Origin of the sequence: Chelativorans composti, assembly GCF_039541695.1 — a bacterium.
Taxonomy (GTDB): domain Bacteria; phylum Pseudomonadota; class Alphaproteobacteria; order Rhizobiales; family Rhizobiaceae; genus Chelativorans; species Chelativorans composti.
On the sequence record NZ_BAABGS010000020.1, the window covers coordinates 83722 to 102699 of the forward strand.

21 protein-coding genes and 1 other RNA gene are annotated in these 18978 nt (G+C 63.1%); 8 read left to right on the top strand and 14 right to left on the bottom strand.

Annotated features, from left to right (window positions below; translation table 11 throughout):
- Positions 1-241 precede the first annotated feature (241 nt).
- From ybgC to rcdA, 5 genes are all read right to left on the bottom strand, one after another.
- Positions 242-748, bottom strand: a complete 507-nt coding sequence (gene ybgC / locus ABD906_RS07825; RefSeq protein ID WP_345098944.1) for a tol-pal system-associated acyl-CoA thioesterase — start codon at positions 746-748, stop codon at positions 242-244.
- Between the two features lie 17 nt (positions 749-765).
- Positions 766-1809 carry a Holliday junction branch migration DNA helicase RuvB gene (ruvB, locus tag ABD906_RS07830; protein WP_345098945.1) on the bottom strand — a complete coding sequence of 348 codons (1044 nt, stop codon included), beginning with the start codon at positions 1807-1809 and terminating at the stop codon, positions 766-768.
- A 72-nt stretch (positions 1810-1881) separates the two neighbouring features.
- On the bottom strand, positions 1882-2499 hold the full coding sequence (ruvA, locus tag ABD906_RS07835) for a Holliday junction branch migration protein RuvA (RefSeq protein WP_345098946.1): 618 nt from the start codon (positions 2497-2499) through the stop codon (positions 1882-1884).
- Positions 2496-3011 (bottom strand): crossover junction endodeoxyribonuclease RuvC, encoded by a 516-nt coding sequence (gene ruvC, locus ABD906_RS07840; RefSeq protein WP_345098947.1) that lies wholly within the window; start codon positions 3009-3011, stop codon positions 2496-2498. Before ruvC ends, ruvA begins: the two co-directional genes overlap by 4 nt.
- A 68-nt stretch (positions 3012-3079) precedes the next feature.
- Positions 3080-3574 carry a protease adaptor protein RcdA gene (rcdA, locus tag ABD906_RS07845; protein ID WP_378188408.1) on the bottom strand — a complete coding sequence of 165 codons (495 nt, stop codon included), beginning with the start codon at positions 3572-3574 and terminating at the stop codon, positions 3080-3082.
- 544 nt (positions 3575-4118) lie between these two features.
- Between rcdA and ABD906_RS07850 the strand changes: the two genes are divergently transcribed.
- The 4 genes from ABD906_RS07850 (at position 4119) to ABD906_RS07865 (ending at position 7357) form a co-directional block, all read left to right on the top strand.
- Complete coding sequence (locus tag ABD906_RS07850; RefSeq protein ID WP_345098949.1) at positions 4119-4772, top strand: thiamine phosphate synthase; 654 nt, start codon at positions 4119-4121, stop codon at positions 4770-4772.
- Position 4773: 1 nt separating this feature from the next.
- Positions 4774-5757 (top strand): tetratricopeptide repeat protein, encoded by a 984-nt coding sequence (locus ABD906_RS07855; RefSeq protein WP_345098950.1) that lies wholly within the window; start codon positions 4774-4776, stop codon positions 5755-5757.
- 105 nt (positions 5758-5862) lie between these two features.
- On the top strand, positions 5863-6426 hold the full coding sequence (gene efp / locus ABD906_RS07860; protein WP_345098951.1) for an elongation factor P: 564 nt from the start codon (positions 5863-5865) through the stop codon (positions 6424-6426).
- 139 nt (positions 6427-6565) lie between these two features.
- A complete protein-coding gene (locus tag ABD906_RS07865) occupies positions 6566-7357 on the top strand; it encodes an inositol monophosphatase family protein (protein ID WP_345098952.1) in 792 nt (263 codons plus the stop codon).
- Between the two features lie 9 nt (positions 7358-7366).
- Here the strand turns inward: ABD906_RS07865 and ABD906_RS07870 are convergent, their stop codons facing one another.
- A complete protein-coding gene (locus ABD906_RS07870; RefSeq protein ID WP_345098953.1) occupies positions 7367-8284 on the bottom strand; it encodes an NAD-dependent epimerase/dehydratase family protein in 918 nt (305 codons plus the stop codon).
- A gap of 215 nt (positions 8285-8499) precedes the next feature.
- Between ABD906_RS07870 and ABD906_RS07875 the strand changes: the two genes are divergently transcribed.
- Positions 8500-9477, top strand: coding sequence for a MotA/TolQ/ExbB proton channel family protein (locus ABD906_RS07875; protein ID WP_345098954.1), 978 nt, complete (start codon positions 8500-8502; stop codon positions 9475-9477).
- Complete coding sequence (locus tag ABD906_RS07880) at positions 9477-10502, top strand: peptidoglycan -binding protein (protein WP_345098955.1); 1026 nt, start codon at positions 9477-9479, stop codon at positions 10500-10502. Before ABD906_RS07875 ends, ABD906_RS07880 begins: the two co-directional genes overlap by 1 nt.
- A gap of 194 nt (positions 10503-10696) precedes the next feature.
- Here the strand turns inward: ABD906_RS07880 and ABD906_RS07885 are convergent, their stop codons facing one another.
- Positions 10697-12502 carry an ABC transporter transmembrane domain-containing protein gene (locus ABD906_RS07885; protein WP_345098956.1) on the bottom strand — a complete coding sequence of 602 codons (1806 nt, stop codon included), beginning with the start codon at positions 12500-12502 and terminating at the stop codon, positions 10697-10699.
- 190 nt (positions 12503-12692) lie between these two features.
- On the opposite strand from ABD906_RS07885, the gene rpmE reads away from it, so the two are divergent.
- Positions 12693-12914, top strand: coding sequence for a 50S ribosomal protein L31 (rpmE, locus tag ABD906_RS07890; protein ID WP_345098957.1), 222 nt, complete (start codon positions 12693-12695; stop codon positions 12912-12914).
- Positions 12915-13048: 134 nt separating this feature from the next.
- On the opposite strand, the gene ABD906_RS07895 is transcribed toward rpmE, so the two are convergent.
- Complete coding sequence (locus ABD906_RS07895) at positions 13049-13795, bottom strand: YebC/PmpR family DNA-binding transcriptional regulator (protein ID WP_345098958.1); 747 nt, start codon at positions 13793-13795, stop codon at positions 13049-13051.
- Between the two features lie 194 nt (positions 13796-13989).
- Here ABD906_RS07895 and ABD906_RS07900 point away from each other — a divergent pair, with 194 nt between their 5' ends.
- Entirely contained in the window at positions 13990-14787 is a 798-nt protein-coding gene (locus ABD906_RS07900) for an MBL fold metallo-hydrolase (RefSeq protein WP_345098959.1), read from the top strand.
- Between the two features lie 26 nt (positions 14788-14813).
- Here ABD906_RS07900 and ABD906_RS07905 read toward each other — a convergent pair whose 3' ends face one another.
- From ABD906_RS07905 to ABD906_RS07930, 6 genes are all read right to left on the bottom strand, one after another.
- On the bottom strand, positions 14814-15581 hold the full coding sequence (locus ABD906_RS07905; protein WP_345098960.1) for a TerC family protein: 768 nt from the start codon (positions 15579-15581) through the stop codon (positions 14814-14816).
- A gap of 114 nt (positions 15582-15695) precedes the next feature.
- Positions 15696-16520, bottom strand: a complete 825-nt coding sequence (locus ABD906_RS07910) for a TIGR00282 family metallophosphoesterase (RefSeq protein WP_345098961.1) — start codon at positions 16518-16520, stop codon at positions 15696-15698.
- 9 nt (positions 16521-16529) lie between these two features.
- Entirely contained in the window at positions 16530-17117 is a 588-nt protein-coding gene (locus ABD906_RS07915; RefSeq protein ID WP_345098962.1) for a 5-formyltetrahydrofolate cyclo-ligase, read from the bottom strand.
- Between the two features lie 286 nt (positions 17118-17403).
- Positions 17404-17560: non-coding RNA, 6S RNA (ssrS, locus tag ABD906_RS07920), on the bottom strand.
- 64 nt (positions 17561-17624) lie between these two features.
- Positions 17625-18416: a glutamine amidotransferase gene (locus tag ABD906_RS07925; RefSeq protein WP_345098963.1), complete on the bottom strand. Its 792-nt coding sequence runs from the start codon at positions 18414-18416 to the stop codon at positions 17625-17627.
- Positions 18413-18892: a tellurite resistance TerB family protein gene (locus ABD906_RS07930; RefSeq protein WP_345099070.1), complete on the bottom strand. Its 480-nt coding sequence runs from the start codon at positions 18890-18892 to the stop codon at positions 18413-18415. The genes ABD906_RS07925 and ABD906_RS07930 overlap by 4 nt, the downstream gene beginning before the upstream one ends.
- Between the last annotated feature and the right edge of the window lie 86 nt (positions 18893-18978).

The following is an 18978-nucleotide window of genomic DNA, read 5'->3' on the forward strand; positions in this document are numbered from 1 at the left end:
CGCCCATTCCTGCTCCGGCAAGGATGCCTCTGCAGTTCTTCAAAGCGCCTTTTTCCGGTCAATTTTGGTCAAAGGAAGGCATCGGGGCACCGAATGCGTCCATAAAGGTATGGTTATTTATGGTTAAGAAGCCGTTACCAGCGGAGAACTATCGGAGAGACAAATAAATTCCATGACTTAGAACGGCCTCGACGGTTCGGGCGCAAGCGGCCCCACCGTTCCGACAGCCCCCTCGAGCAATTCAGAATTTCACGGAAACTCTGGTTTGCTCCAAGTACATTGGTTTGTCGCAGTTCGGGACGGAAAANTCCTTCGGAAAACGGCGCGGCTTGCCCCCGGCACCGATGATCGCCGCCTCGACCTTCGCTTCGACCAGCAGTTCCGACCCGCGCAGCAGTTGCTGATGCATGCGGATGCGTGCGCCGGAAATCTCGGCGATCCTCGTGACGACCGTGAGGATGTCATCGACCCGGGCGGGCTGGCGGAAGTCGATCTCCATGCGGCGGACCACCCAGGCGAGCGGCTCGCCATGCTTGCCATCGGCGAGTTCTGTGTGGTGGACGCCAGCCAGGCGAAGGAAGTCGGAACGGCCGCGCTCCAGGAACTCCAGGTAGCGGGCGTGATAGACGACGCCCGTGAAGTCCGTGTCCGCGAAATAGACACGGGCCTTCAGCACATGGCCCTCCGGCGTGAGCTTGCCGGAAATGCCGGCCAGAAGTTCAGGATCGTCCGTGTAGTTCGGTTCCATCGTCCACCAGCGAAGAGCTAGTCTTCGTCATCCTGAAAGAGACTGATCTGCGTGTCCGCCACCGATTTGGGCATCGGCAGCCCGATATGTTTCCACGCCTTGGCCGTCAAGACGCGACCGCGCGGGGTGCGCTGGATGAAGCCCTGCTGGATCTGATAGGGCTCGATGATGTCCTCGATGGCATCGCGCGGCTCGGAGAGCGCGGCGGCGATCGTCTCGATACCCACCGGCCCGCCGCCGAAATTCTCGGCGATCATGTGCAGATAGCGGCGGTCGAGCTGGTCGAGTCCAAGCTCGTCCACGTCGAGGCGGGTCAGCGCCTCGTCGGCCACCTTGCGGGTAACGCGCTCGGCTCCCGCAACGGTCGCGAAGTCGCGCACGCGGCGAAGAAGACGGCCGGCGATGCGCGGCGTGCCACGCGAGCGGCGGGCGATTTCCTCGGCGCCCTCGTCGTCCATGGGCAGGCCCAGAAGGCGGGCGCCGCGGGTGACGATCAGCTTCAGCTCATCGACCGTGTAGAAGTCGAGGCGGACGGGAATGCCGAAACGGTCTCGCAGCGGGGTTGTCAGAAGGCCGAGACGCGTGGTGGCAGCCACCAGCGTGAACTTGGCGAGGTCGATCTTCACGGAACGGGCCGCCGGGCCCTCACCGATGATGAGGTCAAGCTGGTAGTCCTCCATCGCCGGATAAAGAATTTCCTCAACCGCCGGGTTGAGGCGATGGATCTCGTCGATGAAGAGGACGTCGCGCTCCTCAAGATTGGTCAGCAGGGCAGCGAGGTCGCCCGCCTTGGCAATCACCGGGCCGGAGGTGGAGCGAAAGTTCACGCCCAGCTCGCGGGCCATGATCTGCGCCAGCGTCGTCTTGCCCAGGCCGGGCGGACCGACGAAAAGAACATGGTCCAGCGCCTCGCCACGCGAGCGGGCGGCCTCGATGAATACCTTGAGATTGGCGCGCGCGGCCTGCTGCCCCACAAACTCATCCAGCGTTTGCGGGCGCAGTGTGGTGTCGATGTCTTCACCCCGCCTAGCTGCGGAGATGAGGCGGCCTGCCTCGCTCATGCCTTACACTCCATACCCACAGATACCGCACCTGCCAACGGGATGCGATGGCCTGTCTGCCACCGCATCCGGCTATTTCGCCAGTTCCTTGAGCCCCAGACGGATCAGCATTCCCGTGTCCGCCTCGCCTCCGGCAGACTTCAGGGCCGCCGCCACGGCGTTCGCCGCCATGTCGCGCGAATAGCCGAGATTGACAAGGGCGGAGACGGCATCGGCCACCGGCGTGGGGGCAACGCCCTCGCCAAGCTCCTGCTTGAGGCCGATGGTGCCGGTGGCATCACCCGCCAGCGCGGGCGCCTTGTTCTTGAGCTCGGTGACGATGCGCTCGGCCACCTTCTTGCCGACGCCGGGCGCGCGCGAAACCATGGTGATATCGCGCAGGGCGATGGCGTTCGCCAGCTCGGAGGGGGACAGGGTGGATAGCACCGCAAGCGCCACCTTCGCGCCGACCCCCTGAACGTTGCCCGTGAGCAGGCGGAACCATTCGCGCTCGAGGGCCGAGCCGAAGCCATAAAGCCGGATCATGTCCTCGCGGACATAGGTCTCAATGTAGAGGGTGGTGGCCGTGCCAGGCTCGAGCTTGCCCAGCGTGCGCGCGGAGCAGTAGGCCACGTAGCCCACACCGTTCACGTCGATGACGCAGTGATCCTCGCCGATCTCGTCGACGAGTCCCTTGAGCTTGCCGATCATGCCGCCGCCCCCTTCGCCAGGCGCCAGGCCGGCGACTGCCGGTGGTGCGCATGGCAGATGGCAATGGCGATTGCATCCGCCGCGTCGTCGGTGTCGAACGTCGCGCGCGGGAGCAGCACCTTCACCATCATGTGGATCTGCTTCTTGTCGCCATGACCGACGCCGATGACCGACTTCTTCACCGCGTTCGGCGCGTATTCCGCCACGCGCAGGCCCGCACGGGCGGGAACCAGCATGGCCACACCCCTCGCCTGTCCGAGCTTCAGGGTAGCGGTTGCGTCCTTGTTCACGAAGGTCGCCTCCACCGCCGCCTCGTCGGGGCGGTAGATGTGCAGGATTTCCGCCAGCCCGTCATGAAGCTGGCAGAGGCGGGATGCGAGGTCCGCCTTGTCATCGGAACGCACGGTGCCCGACGCCACAAAGCGCAACGAATTTCCGAGTGTCTCCACGACGCCCCAGCCGGTGCGGCGCAGGCCCGGGTCTATTCCGATGATGCGAATCGTCTCAGCCATGGCTCACCTTAACCATGGCCCATCTTATTGCCAGAAGGAGAACAAAAAATAAACAAAAGGGTGAGGGATCACCCCCGCGCGAAGGCGGTCTCCAGCAGCCTGATCTGCGCGGACACCGGGCTTGGACGGAAATCCGGGCGGAAATCCAGCCCGTCGCCATAGATCTCCTGATCCATGCGGCGTACACGTTCCTCGAGGCGCACCGAACGATAGACGAGGTCGACGAACCGTGTGGGAAGCTCCTCCCAGCCGGGTGCCTTCTCGTCGGGACCGGCATTGTCCAGCCGCACCTTTGCCTTCTCGGCGGCGACCTGATCGCGGGTCATCTCGCCCGAGTTGGCGGCGCGCTGGAGAAGCAGCCAGGAGGCGATCTGCATCAGACGGGTGGTCAGGCGCATGGACTCAGCCGCATAGAGCGACGCAGCCACACGGGAGAGGCTCCGCGCCAGAACGCGGCCTTCGCCATCCAGAAAATCTGCCGCCTCTTCAACAAGCCCCATTCCCTCGTCGTAGATTGGCTTGAAGGAATGGGAGAAAACCCGCCGCTCGGCGAGTTTCACCATGTTGAAACTGCCTCTTGTGCCCATTGATCCCATGATTCTGCCAGTTCGTCCGGACTGCTTCCACAGAGCAGCCACCATCCCTGTCGTCGTTTGAGTCAAAGATGCTATGGGCAGGGAGCGATATCAACCCCCGGCCACCGGCCACCGGCGGACCCGCACCAGGGGATTGACAGACCGGACGAGGCCATTCGCACCGGCAGGGAACGGGCTCGAAAAGACAAAAAAAGAGCCGCAAAAGCGGCTCTCAGGAGTTTAAACAGGGAGGCGTCAAACGGAATGGCACAGGCCATTCTGTCCGAATCCAGACGAACTGGATATGCACAGTAATCACATGTAAAGCTTAATTTATGGTTAATGAAGCAACCGCTATTGTTAACCTGTCAGGCGGCGCGTCCAGAGAGCGGCAGATCGGTCGAGAAGCGGTGGCGGCGCTCGCAAATTCGGGCGGCTTCCTGTATCAGTCGGCACAACAGCCGTCAGTCCGGCGCCCCATTGACGCCGGAATGATGGGACATGGCCGTTTCTTCGAGAGTTTGTGCAGATCATGAGTGACCAGAACACGCCGAACCGCTGCCGCATCGTGCTCATCACCCCGCCAGACGGGCCGGGCATCGACGAACGTGTCGCAAGCGCCCTTGGCGGCGGTGACGTGGCGTCGCTCATCGTGCCCAACTACGGCCGAGACGAAGCAACCTTCCAGGATTTCGCCGGACGAATGACGGGAATCGCGCATGAGCACAACGTGGCCTGCGTGGTCGCCGGAGAGCCGCGAATCGCCGCGCGCGTCCATGCGGATGGGGTGCATATCGAAGGCAGCCTTGAGGACCTCGAGGAAGCCATCGAGAAGCACCAGGCAAAGATGATGATCGGCTGTGGCGACATCCGGACGCGCGACGACGCCATGGTGTTTGGCGAGGCGGAACCGGACTATCTCTTCTTCGGCAAGTTCGGTTTCGACACGAAGCCGGAACCGCATCCGCGCAACCTCGCCCTCGGCGAATGGTGGTCGGAGGTGATGCAGCTTCCCTGCATCGTGCTGGCGGGCAGCGATATCGCCTCCGTGATCGCGGTCGCGAAAACCGGCGCCGATTTCGTGGCGATCGGCAATGCCGTGTTCGGCGAGGGCGTTGAACCGGCGAAGATGGTCGCCGAGGCAAATGCGCTGCTCGATGCCTCCGCCCCCCGTTTTGAAGAGTGACATGAAGAGAATCCGCCTCACCACCCTTTCCCTGATTGCCGCGGCGCTTCTCGCCGGGCCCGGCCTTGCGCAGGAAGACACCGGCAAGGGCGCGCGTCCAGCCACCCAGCAGCAGGAGAATGGCGACGCGAAGGGCGATGGGGTTCCCATCGATCCGTCCCGCTTCGGCGAGATCGTGGACGAAGCCTATGGCGCGTTCCAGCGTGGGTATTATCTCACGGCGCTCGAGCTTGCGCGGCCGCGGGCGGAAAAGGGAGATGCCGCGGCGCAGACGCTGATCGCCGAGATCTACGCCAACGGCCTTGGGGTTCGACGCGACCTGCAGGAAGCCGCGAAATGGTACGAGAAGGCGGCGGAACAGGGCATCCCCGACGCGCAGCTGCAATTCGCGCTGCTTCTCATCGAAGGCACGGTGGTGAAGCCCGACCCCGACCGGGCCTTCGAGCTGATGCGCAAGGCGGCCGAGGCGGGACGCCCTCTCGCCCAGTTCAACCTGGCGCAGATGCTGACGGATCAGGGACGGCTGAACGAGGCGGTCCAATGGTACGAGAAGGCGGCGGAAGCGAAGCTTCCCGACGCGCAGTACGCGATGGCGCAGATCTATGCCGAAGGCGTGGGTGGCAAGCCGCAGAACCTCGAAAAAGCCCGCCGATGGCTGGAACTCGCCGCGAAGAACAATTTCGATACCGCCCAGCTCGACTTCGGCACGTGGCTGGTCGAGGGCCGCGGCGGACCGGTCAACTTCGCGGAAGGCTTCGCCTGGCTCAAGCGGGCGGCTGACGCCGGCAATGTCGCGGCCTGGAACCGCGTCGCCAAGCTCTACCGCGCGGGCGTTGGCGTCGACCCGGATCGCGTCGAGGCGGCGGCGTGGTACATGCGGGCCCGGCAGGCCGGCCTGATCGACGAGACGATGGAAGATTTTCTCGACGGCCTGTCGGACGACGAGATCCAGCGCTCCCAGGAACGCATGGAAGCCCTGCGATAGACGCTTTTCTGCCGCTCCAGACTCGCTCAGATCTTGCCTCGCGGCGCGATTTGTGGTGTTGAGCAGTCCCAAGATCCAGGACATCAGATACAACGGAACTTCCGTATGAAGATTGACGGCAATGAAATCCGCCCGGGCAATGTGATCGAGCACAAGGGCAGCCTGTGGGTGGCGGTGAAGACGATGGCGGTGAAGCCCGGCAAGGGCGGCGCCTACAACCAGGTCGAGCTCAAGAACCTGCTCGACGGCACCAAGCTCAACGAGCGCTTCCGCGCTGCCGAGACGGTCGAACGCGTCCGCCTCGAGCAGAAGGACTTCACGTTCCTCTATGAACAGGGCGACGCCCTGATCTTCATGGACACCGAGACCTACGAGCAGCTGGAGCTGCAGAAGGATTTCGTCGGCGAGCGCGCCGCGTTCCTGCAGGATGGCATGACCGTCACGGTAGAGCTCTACCAGGACAAGCCGATCGGCATCTCCCTGCCGGACCAGGTGGTGCTCGAGGTCCGCGAGGCCGATCCGGTGGTCAAGGGCCAGACGGCCGCTTCGTCCTACAAGCCGGCCGTGCTTGAGAACGGCATCCGCATCATGGTCCCGCCGTTCATCACCTCCGGCGAGAAGATCGTAGTGGACACCAACGAAATCACCTATCTGCGTCGCGCAGACTAATTCCACGGAGCGGCTGCCCCCTTTCCCTTCTCCGGGGGCGCTCCAGTTATGCGTTCAGCCGCACTGACAAGGCCGGATTCACCAGACCGGCCTTTTTTCAGTGGCTGGACAGGCTATTTGAAAGACGGGAACAGCACTCATGGCGCGTTCGGCTATCATCAATGTCATGGTTCAGGCAGCCCTCAAGGCCGGGCGTTCGCTCGCTCGCGATTTCGGCGAGGTGCAGAACCTCCAGGTGTCCCTCAAGGGTCCTGCCGACTATGTCAGCCAGGCTGACAAGCGAGCCGAGGAAATCCTTTTCAACGAACTGTCGCGCGCACGGCCCGGCTATTCGTTCCTGATGGAGGAACGGGGCGGAGTGGCCGGCGACGACCCCCAGCACCGCTGGATCGTCGATCCTCTCGACGGCACGACGAACTTCCTGCACGGCATTCCGTTCTTCGCCATCTCCATCGCCCTTGAGCGCCAGGGCCAGATCGTCGCGGGCGTCATCTACAATCCCGCCATGAACGAGCTTTTCACGGCCGAGCGCGGCAGCGGCGCCTTCTGCAACGAGCATCGCATGCGCGTTGCCGCCCGGCGTGACCTGGGCCACAGCGTCATCGCCACGGGCCTGCCATTCCTGGGACACGGCAACCACGGCCAGGCGCTTCTCGACCTGCGCAACGTGATGGGCGAAGTCTCCGGCATCCGCCGCTTCGGCGCCGCATCGCTCGACCTCGCCTATGTGGCTGCCGGGCGGTTCGACGGCTTCTGGGAAGACAGCCTCAAGCCATGGGACATGGCTGCCGGCATCCTGATGGTGCGCGAAGCCGGCGGCTACGTCAGCGACCGCCAGGGCGGCCAGACCATGCTCACGAGCGGTTCGATCGTCTGCGGCAACGAGGACATCCACGCCAAGTTGCTCCGACAGCTGCAGATCAAGCGCTGAGACATCGCATCAATCTCCACTCCGCGATTGCATGAAGAGGCGGCCGGACTCCCGGACCGCCTCTTCCGCATTTTCGGGCTGCGTCCAGCCAAAGGCCTGCATGAACGGCGCAGGATCCAGGACGAGATCGTCCAGCAGGGATTCGGCGAGCTTCTTCCGTCCGACCGCGCCGAGAGCGGCACGCAGCAAGGGCGGCGGAACGGGGAGAAGGCGGGGGCTTCTGCCCATTCCTTCGCGGAGCCAGGTCACCGCCTCGGCCAGCGAGATCGGCTCGGCATCAGCAATCTCATAAATGCCGCAATGCCTGACCTGCAGGCCCGCCTCGACTGCGGCAGCTATGGCACTGCAAAGATTGCCCACCGAGCACAGGGATCTGCGGTGGCGCACAGCACCGAAAGGCAGCGGCAGCGGGGTCACGGCAAGCCTTTGCAGGCGCTGCCAGTTGCCCGGGGCGTCATGGCCATAGACCAGCGGCGGACGGAGGATGGTGAAGGACATGGCATCCTTCTGCATGAGTTCCGTCACATGCAATTCGGCCCACAGCTTCGACAGCGCATAGGCATTCGAACGATCCGGGGAGGCTTCGGCACGACGGGCAGCAATGCTGCTCAGGAACACAAAGTTGCGCACCGGCGAGCCGTGGCACGCCTCTGCCAGACGCCGGGTGCCGCCATCGTTTACGGAGAAGAACTGCTCGTCGGAAGCCGCGCGATGGGCCAACCCGGCCAAATGGACCACGCAGTCGATGTCGCCCAGAAGGCCGGCCCAGTCGGTCTGCGGGCCGATGGCCGGAAGGGGCCAGAACCCTTCCGACATGTTGCCGGATGCCCTGCCCGTCTCCACGACCACATGACCCCGCGAGCGCAGGTGCGGGACGAGATGACGGCCGATGAAGCCGGATGAGCCCGTTACGAGGATCGTTGCCATGCTACCGTCCCGCGGCGCGCCAGGTCATTTCAATTTGGTCACAATTCCGCTTAGACTTTTCGCCAATTTTCAAATGACCGTTGTAATGTTGGGCGCAATTCAACACAAATAGCCGGCAGGCCCGTCCGCGTGCTGGTAATCAGGTCGTGGCCGTCTCGCTTTGAAGAACACTTTGGGGAACACTAGGGGTGCACGAATCCGTGGGAAAACAAGGTATGACTGCTGAAGAACGCTACGCGCCCATCCGGCTCTCGAGCCCACGCATCTTCCTTTACACGATGCTGATCTTCCTGCTGATCGTCGGATTCGTCGCCGCCATACTCTACAGGCAGATCTCCAATGCGTTCCAGAGCAACCCGGGCCTGAACGGACTCATCCTCGGCGTGCTGCTGATCGGAATCCTGCTCGCGTTCGGGCAGGTGGTGCGGCTGTTCCGCGAAGTGCGCTGGGTGAATTCCTTCCTCGCCGGCTCGACGGCAAAGGATCCGGTGCTGCTTGCGCCCATGAAGGCGCTGCTCAGCCGCTCCTCGGCACTCGCCCTGTCGCCGGCATCCATGCGGTCCATCCTCGATTCGATCGCCAACCGTCTCGACGAAAGCCGCGACATCTCACGCTATCTCATCGGTCTGCTGGTGTTCCTCGGCCTGCTGGGGACCTTCTGGGGCCTCCTGCAGACGATCGGTTCCATCAGCAGCACTATCCAGTCGCTCGATCCGGGTTCAGGCACGGCGAACGACATGCTCAACTCGCTGAAGGAGGGCCTGACAGCGCCGCTGAGCGGGATGGGAACGGCGTTCTCGTCGTCGCTGTTCGGTCTTTCGGGCTCGCTGATCCTCGGGTTCCTGGACCTGCAGGCCGGACGCGCGCAGACACGGTTCTACACCGAGCTCGAGAACTGGCTGTCCACGGTGACCGACCTCAGCTCCGACCTCGCCGACAACCGCGACGGCGCGACGGAGGAACTGCGGGCGCTGGCGGCGCGCCTGCGCAGCGCACAGGAAACCGGCAGCAACCAGAGAACCGCTGCCGCCATGGCATCGCTGGCCGAGGGTATTTCCGGCCTTGTGAAGAGCATGCGACACGAGCAGCAGATGATGCGCGACTGGATGGAAGCGCAGGCACAGGACCAGCGTGAGCTGCGGCGCACGCTCGACCGCATCTCCGAGTCGCTCAAGAAGACGGATGCGCACTGATGGCACTCAGCCGCCGCCGGGAACGACACATCGATTACTGGCCGGGGTTCGTCGACGCGCTGTCGACGCTGCTTATGGCCATCATGTTCCTTCTCTCCGTTTTCGTGCTGGCCCAGTTCTTCCTAAGCCGGGAGATCACCAGCCGGGACGAGGTTCTCGACCGCCTGAACGCGCAGATCAACGAACTGACGCAGCTTCTGGCTCTTGAGCGCACCAACGTGCAGGACGCGGAGGACCAGATCGCCGCCCTGCGGGCGTCGCTCCAGCAGGCGGAGGCAGAACAGTCCAGGCTGCAGCAGCTGCTTGCCAGCGGCGCCGGTCAGGGAGCAGAGGCGCAGGCGCGCATCTCCTCCCTTTCCTCCGAACTGGAGAACGAGCGGCAGGTGAGCCAGAGGGCCCTGTCGCAGGTTGAACTTCTGAACCAGCAGATCGCCGCGCTGCGCCAGCAGATCAGCGCGCTGGAGGCTGCTCTCGAGGCTGCCGAGGCGAAGGACCGCGAAGCCAACGTCAAGATTGCCGACCTCGGCCGCCGGCTCAACATCGCCCTCGCCCAGCGGGTGCAGGAGCTGAACCGCTACCGGTCCGACTTCTTCGGCCGGCTGCGCGAGATCCTGTCCGACCGCGAGAATATCCGCATCGTCGGCGACCGCTTCGTGTTCCAGTCGGAGGTGCTGTTCGCCTCCGGCGCCACCGAGATCAATCCTTCGGGCCAGGAGGAAATGCGCAAGGTGGCGCAGGCCATCCTGGAACTCGAGAAGGAGATCCCGCCGGAGATCAACTGGGTGCTGCGGGTGGACGGCCATACGGACAACATCCCGCTGTCCGGCGCGGGGCGCTATCGCGACAACTGGGAACTGTCGGCCGCCCGAGCAATCGCGGTGGTCCGCTTCCTGATCGAGAACGGCGTCCCATCCAGCCGTCTGGTTGCAGCCGGCTTCGGCGAATTCCAGCCGCTTGATCCCGCCGACACGCCCGAGGCCCGCAGCCGCAACCGCCGCATCGAACTGAAGCTCACGGAGCGGTGACCGGGCGGGCCGGAAGGCCCCTGCCCTGTCCTTGTCGCTTTGGGCTCCTGATCACCAGCAGCCTCCCCTTCGTGGTTGATCATCACCATGAAGGGGTGGCGCAAGTTCCAGAACCCTCACCAGCAAGGAGGTCCGTCAAAGGGCGAGGTTCACCTGCTGCAACAGAAGGTGATGGAAAGGGTCTGAGGAAATGACTACTCGGCCGCGCCGCTCAGAATCTCGGGGCCGACATCGAACTGGAGGCTCGCGAGGCGCGAGTAGACGCCGCCGAGGCGGACCAGCTCGTGGTGAGTGCCTTCCTCGACCACCATGCCGTCTTCCATCACCAGAATGCGGTCGGCCTTGAGCACCGTTGCCAGACGGTGGGCGATGATGATGGTCGTGCGTCCCTCCATGGAGTGGTTCAGCGCCTGCTGGACCAGGGTCTCGCTTTCCGCATCGAGCGCGGAGGTCGCTTCGTCGAGCAGAAGGATCGGCGCATTGCGCAGAATGGCACGCGCAATCGAGAGACGCTGGCGCTGGCCACCCGAAAGGGTGACCCCGCGCTCGCCGAGCTGCGTGTCGTAGCCTTCCGGCAAGGCCATGATGAAGTCGTGCGCAAGGGCGGCCCTTGCGGCCTTCTCGATTTCGGCCCGCGAAGCGTCAGGGCGGCCGAAGGCTATGTTGTTCGCCGCGGTGTCGGCGAAGATCACGCTTTCCTGCGGAACGATGGCGATGCTGGAGCGCAGTTCCTTCGGGTCCAGCCGGTCGATCTCCACACCGTCGACAAGGACGGAGCCGGAGACGGGATCATAGAAGCGCAGGAGAAGCGAAAAGATGGTGCTCTTGCCCGCTCCGGACGGGCCGACGATGGCCACGGTCTCGCCGGGCGCCACGCGGAAGGAGAGATTGCGAAGCGCGAGCGTGTCCGGCCGGGAGGGATAGCAGAAGGTAACGTTGCGGAACTCCACCTCGCCGCGCACCGGAGAGGGCAGCGACCGCGGTTGGGCAGGCGCCGTGATGATGGGCCGCTCGGCAAGAAGTTCCGACATGCGCTCGGCGGCGCCTGCCGCCTGCTGAAGCTCACCCCAGACCTCCGACAGCGCACCCAGGGAGCTCGCGGCAAGAACCGCATAGAGCAGGAACTGACCGAGCGTGCCACCCGTCATCTTGCCGGAGAGCACGTCCTGCGAACCGACCCAGAGAACGACCACCACCGAGGTGAAGACTGCAAGGATGGCGAAAAAGGTGAGGATGGAACGGGACGTGATGGACTTACGCGCCGCCCTGAATGCGGCATTGACCGCTTCCGTGAAGCTGCGGCTGGCGCGGTCCTCGTTCACGAAGGCCTGAAGCAGGCGGATCGCGCCGATCTGCTCTCCGGCCATGGCCATCGCACCGGCCAGCGCGTCCTGCGCCCAGCGCGAGCGGTTGCGAACCGTACGGCCGAACACGATGATGGGCAGCACCACCAGCGGGAAGGAAAGAAGGGCCAGCAGCGACAGACGCGGACTGGTGAAAACCATCATGCCCAGCGCGCCGAGCCCCATGATGGTGTTGCGCAGCGCGATCGAGGCCGTCGCTCCCAACGCCGACTTGATCTGGGTGGCATCCGCCGTCAGGCGGGAAACGATCTCGCCCGAGTGCACGCCATCGAAAAAGGACGGTGACAGGCGCGTCAGATGGTCGAACACGTCGCGGCGCAGGTCAGCTACCACCCGCTCGCCGAGCGTGATGACAAAGAAGTAGCGCATGGCGGAGGCCAACGCGAGCACGAAGCCGACAAGGATCAGGATAAGGAAATAGCCCTGGATGGCGGCGCCGTCGTCGCTGGAGAAGCCATGGTCAATCATCTGCCGGACAGCGATCGGCAGGACGAGCGTCGCGGCACTGGACAAAAGCAGGAACACAAACGCACCCGCTACCAGCCCGCGATAACGGGACAGGTAAGGAACGAGTCCCCGAAGGGGCGTCAGCGACCGCCGGTTACCAGGCCGCGCCCCCCTGGCATTCTCCGTCATGGCTTTCCTTCCGCAATATCGAGATTCGCACCGTGTGGCCTTGTAACCGAAAGACGGGTGATGTATAGGCGCTGCGAACCTTTCCAAAGCCGTAGCCCTGGTCGGCGGCGGCTGCAAGTTTCTACGCTGGGCGAGATTGCCGCACTATGACGGTCAATGTCCAGGTGCACAGAGAAATCAGGATAGAGTGATGAAAGCTGACATCCATCCCGACTACCACTTGATCAAGATCGTCATGACGAACGGCACCGAGTACTACACTCGCTCCACGTGGGGTGAAGAGGGTGCGACGCTGCAGCTCGACATCGACCCGAACTCGCATCCGGCCTGGACGGGTGGCCAGCAGACGATCGTCGACCGCGGTGGCCGCGTCTCCAAGTTCAAGAAGCGCTACGAAGGTCTCGGCATCTAATCTCCCGACTTCAGAGTTTCAAAAGAAAGGCCCCGATCGTGATCCGATCGGGGTCTTTCTTTTTATTTGCCGTTGCTCCGAAACTCCTGCGCCGGGGCATCGCGGGATGAGCGCGCGATGCCCCAAACCCGTCATTACGAGCTCAGCTTGGCCATCGTTTCTTCATCGACCTCGAAGTTGGCGTAGACGTTCTGCACGTCGTCATCATCCTCGAGGGTGGCGATCAGCTTGAGCACGGAACGGGCACGCTCCTCGTCGACCGGCGTGACGTTCTGGGGGCGCCAAACCGTCTTGGTGGACTCGGGCTCACCCAGGGCCTTTTCGAGACTGGCCACAACCTCACCCAGGTTCTCGAAGGCACAGGTGATGACATGTCCGTTCTCATCGGAGGTCACATCATCTGCGCCGGCCTCGATGGCGGCCTCCATCACCTTGTCGGCATCGCCAACGGACGCCGGATAGACGATCTCGCCCACCCGGTCGAACATGAAGGACACCGAGCCGGTCTCACCGAGGGAGCCGCCAGCCTTGGTGAAGGCGGCGCGGACGTTGGAGGCGGTGCGGTTGCGGTTGTCGGTCAGGGCCTCGACAATGATGGCGACGCCGCCGGGGCCATAGCCCTCGTAGCGGATCTCGTCATAGTTCTCGCCATCATTGCCTGAAGCCTTCTTGATCGCCCGCTCGATGTTTTCCTTGGGCATCGACTGCGCCTTGGCGTTCTGGATCGCCAACCGCAGACGCGGGTTCGCAGCGGGATCGGGCAGGCCGGCCTTCGCAGCGACGGTGATCTCGCGCGCAAGCTTGGAGAAGATCTTCGACCGCGCCGCGTCCTGACGGCCCTTGCGGTGCATGATGTTCTTAAATTGGGAATGACCGGCCATGGGGCTCCTTCTTGATGCGCCTGAGTATTGAAATGCGCCTGAAATGCGTGGAATGCGCGCCCTTATAGTGAAAATCTGCTTTCAGGTCCAGATTCCGCTTGGCGGCAAAGGTGTCGCCCTTCACGCAATGGTTACGCGTACAAATCGTGATCTTCCATTATTGTCGGAGCAAGCCGTCACGGAGGAGACGAGTGATGTTCAGCCGCCTTCTGATCCTTGCCGCGACCTTCGCTCTCGCGCCGTTTGCCGCCCAGGCGCAGCAGTCCCAGCGTCCCAGCACTTGCCTGGCCATCGCACAGCGGCTTCCCGATGTCGTCTACGCAAGCTTCTCGCCGGCCGCCGCCAGCGACGAAGTGGAGATCACCTATGCCGGGCATTCGACCTACGTGATCGTCACGCCGGCAGGCATCAGGATTGCCACGGACTTCAACGGATATTTCGGCAGCGACCCGGTGCCGGACGTGGTGACGATGAACAAGGCGCACAGCACGCACTACACGCCCTACCCCGATCCCGCCATCAAGCACGTGCTGCCGGGCTGGGGCGTCGACGGCGAGCCGGCGCAGCACTCGGTGGTCGTAGAGGACGTCTACATCCGCAACGTTCCCACGGACATCCGCCGCTTTGGCTATACCGAGAAGAACGGAAATTCCATCTTCATCTTCGAGGTGGCGGGTCTCTGCATCGGGCATCTCGGCCACCTGCACCATCCGCTCGACGACACCCACTATGCCGCGATCGGCAGGCTCGACATCCTGATGGTTCCGATCGACGGCGGGCTTACCCTCTCGCTCGAACACATGTCGGAGATCACCCGGCGCCTGCAGTCCTCCATCGTCCTGCCCATGCACCGGCATTCGACACCGCTCAATGCCTTTACGGGAAGGCTCAAGGACGGGTTTGACATCGACTTCCGCAACAGCCCGTCCATGACGGTGTCGGTGCGCAGCCTGCCACGGCGGCCAACCGTGGTCATCCTCCAGGGTGTCTGAAGCTAAAGGCGCCCGGCCGCAGTTTATCAGTGTGTCTTTATGCCAGCAGCGGCATCACGCTCCCGCTTGCGGCGCGCCATCATGTTGAGAGCCTCAACCAGCGCCGAGAAGCCCATGGCCGTGTAGACGTAACCCTTCGGAACATGGAAGCCCATGCCATCGGCGATCAGTGTCATGCCAATCATCAGAAGGAAGGCAAGCGCCAGCATGACGACGGTGGGATTGGCAGCGATGAAGCGCGACAGCGGCTCGGCGGCGACCAGCATGACGGCAACCGCGCAGATGACCGCAACAAACATGATCGCCAGGTGATCCGTCATGCCGACCGCGGTGATGATGGAATCGATGGAGAATACCAGGTCCAGCATCAGGATCTGGCCGATGGCCGAACCAACCGTCAGGGTCGAGACGGCGCCGATCATGTTTTCCTTGGGGTCGGACGGATCCACCGAATGATGGATCTCCTTGGTGGCCTTCCAGACGAGGAACAGGCCACCGGCGATGAGGATCAGGTCGCGCCAGGAGAAACCGTGACCGAAAAGGCTGAAGATCGGGGTCGTCAGGGTGACGATAAAAGCGATAGTGCCCAACAGCGCCAGGCGCAGCACCAGCGCCCCGCTGATGCCGATGCGGCGCGCCCGCGCCTGCTGGTCCTGCGGAAGCTTGTTGGTGAGAATGGAGATGAAGATCAGGTTGTCTATGCCGAGAACAATCTCCAGCACGACAAGAGTCACAAGCGCAATCCAGGCGGCCGGGTCGCTCACAAACCCGAAATGCTCGATGAGCCAATCCATGGCAGGTGTTCCCCCAGAGGCGGAGTCATATGTCCCACAGAGTGAACGCAGGCGCTGCTCCTGTCCACTGAACAGTTCGTTCAATGGCGGAAGCCCGGCGTCCCGCGCCCGACATCAACTCCAGAACGAGGGGATCGTTTCCTCCAGACGCGGGCCGAGACGAAGTGGCGCGATCTTTTCGGTCAGCCCCGTGCGGTCCGAAATCTCCAGCGCGACGCCGCAGATGGTGGCCGGCCCCTCCGCCGCCTCGAAGCGGCCCTTCGGCAGCTTGGTGATGAAGCGGTTGAGAGGCTCCTCCTTGTCGAAGCCGAGCGAGGAATCGTAGTCGCCGCACATGCCGGCATCGGTCATATAGCCCGTGCCGTTCTTGAGAATCTGATGGTCGGCTGTCGGCTGGTGCGTGTGGGTGCCGATCACGGCACTTACGCGGCCATCGACGAAATGTCCGAAGCAGACCTTCTCCGAGGTCGCTTCCGCATGAAAGTCTATGAAGATCGCGTCGGCCTGCTCGCCCAGGGGGCAGGCTTCCAGAAGTTCCTCGGCGGAACGGAACGGATCGTCCAGGTCCGGGTGCATGAAGACTCGCCCCATGATGTTGGTGACGAGCACGCGCGCGCCGTTGCGGGCCGTAAACAGGCCCGCGCCCTTGCCTGGCGTTCCCTTCGGAAAATTGGCGGGACGGATGAAGCGGTCGTACCTCGGAGCGAAGCTCAGCGCCTCGCGCTGGTCCCACACGTGATTGCCAGTGGTCACCACGTCGGCGCCCGCCTGCAACGTCGTCAGGAAAATCTCTTCGGTAATGCCAAAGCCCCCGGCCGCGTTCTCGCCGTTGACAATGACAAAATCCAGCTGGAAATCCGAGATCAGACCCGGAAGCCGGTCCCACACCGCCTTGCGGCCGGTACGGCCGACCATATCGCCAAGAAAAAGCAACCTCATTCCCAGCTCTTAACCGCTGAGCGGGAATGTGCGCAAGCCGGATTCTGTAAGGATCTCGGGGAGAGGCACGTCATGGGGCTCATTCGGCACCTGCTCGACCTCCTGACAGTCGAAGGCGATGCCGATCAGACGCGGAGAAATTCCCTTTCCCCTCAGAACGTCGATGGCGCGATCGTAGAACCCCGCGCCATAGCCAAGGCGGTGGCCGCGAGCATCAAAGCCGACCAGCGGAACCAGCAGCACAACCGGATCGACCGCCGGAGCGTTCTCGTCCGGTCCGAGGGTCTTGAAGCCCATGTCGACGAGAGGCGCGCCGGGAACAAACTCCCGGAAGATCATTTCGGTCCGGCTCAGAATGGCCGGCAGGGCCACGCGCGCGCCATAGTCGCGCACGGCAGCCATCAGAGGACGCACATCCACCTCGGAACGCATCGGCCAATAGCCCGCAACGATCACACCGGGCTCCGGCACGACCTGCCTGGCCCAGTCGGCAAAAGTGCAGGACACCTCGGCGCGCCAACGGGGATCAAGGGCGTCGCGCTGGGCCAGGATCTGCTTGCGCAGAGCCTGCTTCTGTTCCTTTACTGTCTGATCCATTGCTACTTTTCCGGACGCAGGTTGCCTCAGAACTGTCCGGACCCTCACACAAATCCGAAACCGATCCAACCGCCAGTTTCGGCGGTTCTGAAATCAGTCCCAACTTTTCGCGGAACCGCGTTCCGTTTTCTGACGCGGTTCCAGACGGAAAACCGGTGCCCACTTTTCCTGAAACCGCGATCTGTTTCCTGACGTGGTTCCGGCAGCTGCTGTCGTTACCGCCTGTACGACAGATTCCAGGCACACAAAAATTCGCCTTTCCAGCCGGGAGGCTGAAAAGGCGGACTGGCGAACCGGTGCAACCGATGGAGGATTCGATCCCGGGCCCTACAAAGTAGGTGGGCGCCATATGACCAAGCCCACGGGCAAGGTCAGGGACAGCTCCCTATAGGATCGATACGGCCCCGAGGATGTTGTTCTCCTGTCGCGAAGCCCAGAACGCCACTTACAAATATAGGTCCGCTGTCAAGCGCGCGCCAGACCCCGGCGCCGCCTCAACACGAAAATTCAGGGCGTCACCACGCCGCGCCGGCCGAACTTGCGGTGGCCCAGGGGCTGATCCGCCTCGGCCTCGTCGCCACCCCTCAGTTCAACCTCTCCGCCAGTCTCGAAAATGATGTCGAGAAAATCCACCAGCCACTGGCGCAGGTGGGTATCCCAGACCAGCCGGCCACCCAGATGGTCGCGCGCTGGCTGCGCACCCGGTAACACGAAACGCTGCGCGCCATGCACCACCCACCGCTGCATCATCGCCCGGGTAAGCTCCGCATGGAACTGGATGCCCCAGGCATTGTCACCATAGCGGATGGCCTGGTTGGGATAATGCTCGCCTGTCGCCAGAAGCTCGACGCCCGACGGCAGCGAGAAGCCCTCGCGGTGGAAGTGATAGACCATTTCCGGCCAGTGCATGAGCTTGCGCCCGGCGTCCGTGGCGCGGATGGGATACCAGCCGATCTCGACCAGCCCGTGATCGTGGCCCTTCACGTGGCCACCGAGATGTTTCACCAGCATCTGCGCGCCCAGGCAAATTCCCAGGAACGGCTTGTTCTCACGCAGGGGCACGCCGATCCAGTCGATCTCGCGCTTGACGAATTCGTCGCGATCGTTGGCGCTCATCGGACCACCGAAGATGATCGCACCTTCGTGTTCAGCGAGCGTTTCCGGCAGCGGATCACCCAGCGGAGGGCGCCGGATGTCGAGCTTGAAACCGCTCCGTTCGAGGAGGTGTCCAACCCGTCCAGGGCTGGACATTTCCTGATGCAGTACGATCAGGATCTTTTTCTCAGCCGCTTGCGTCATGTGGAACCGGGGATCCCTCCCCGCTCTTCAAGAACCTGCTGACGAATGGTCACCCGCGTTCTGCCGTCCACGCCGATCAGCTCGGCAATGCGCCAGACGAGATTTTCTTCCAGCTCGCGCATGACTCCATCCGAAAGGACGATCTCCCATACGAGCCGGATGAATTCAATACGGGCCTCCTCGTCCAGATGGCGCTTGAGTACAGTCGTGAACGTGTAGATGTCGACCGCACTGGCCTCGGCCTCCTGGGCTGCCTCGATCACGGCCTTCAGCTCGGCTCCGTGCAGATTGTAGGCTTTGGAGAGCGCAGCAGTCAGCCCGCGAAGCTCATCATCGTTTCTTTCGCCATCGGCCCGGATGACGTGAACAAGCAGCGCGGCAGCAGCAACACGAGGGTCATCCTCCGTCAATGTCCTCGAGCTCGCGCCATGTCCCCCAGGCAAATTTTTCAGAAAGGCGAAAATGCGTTCAAACATAAAGCTCTCGCGCGGAATCTTGCTGCCATCAATGATGGCCAAGGTTCCGCAGGACACAAGCACCCAATCGCGCGCCCGACCGGCAA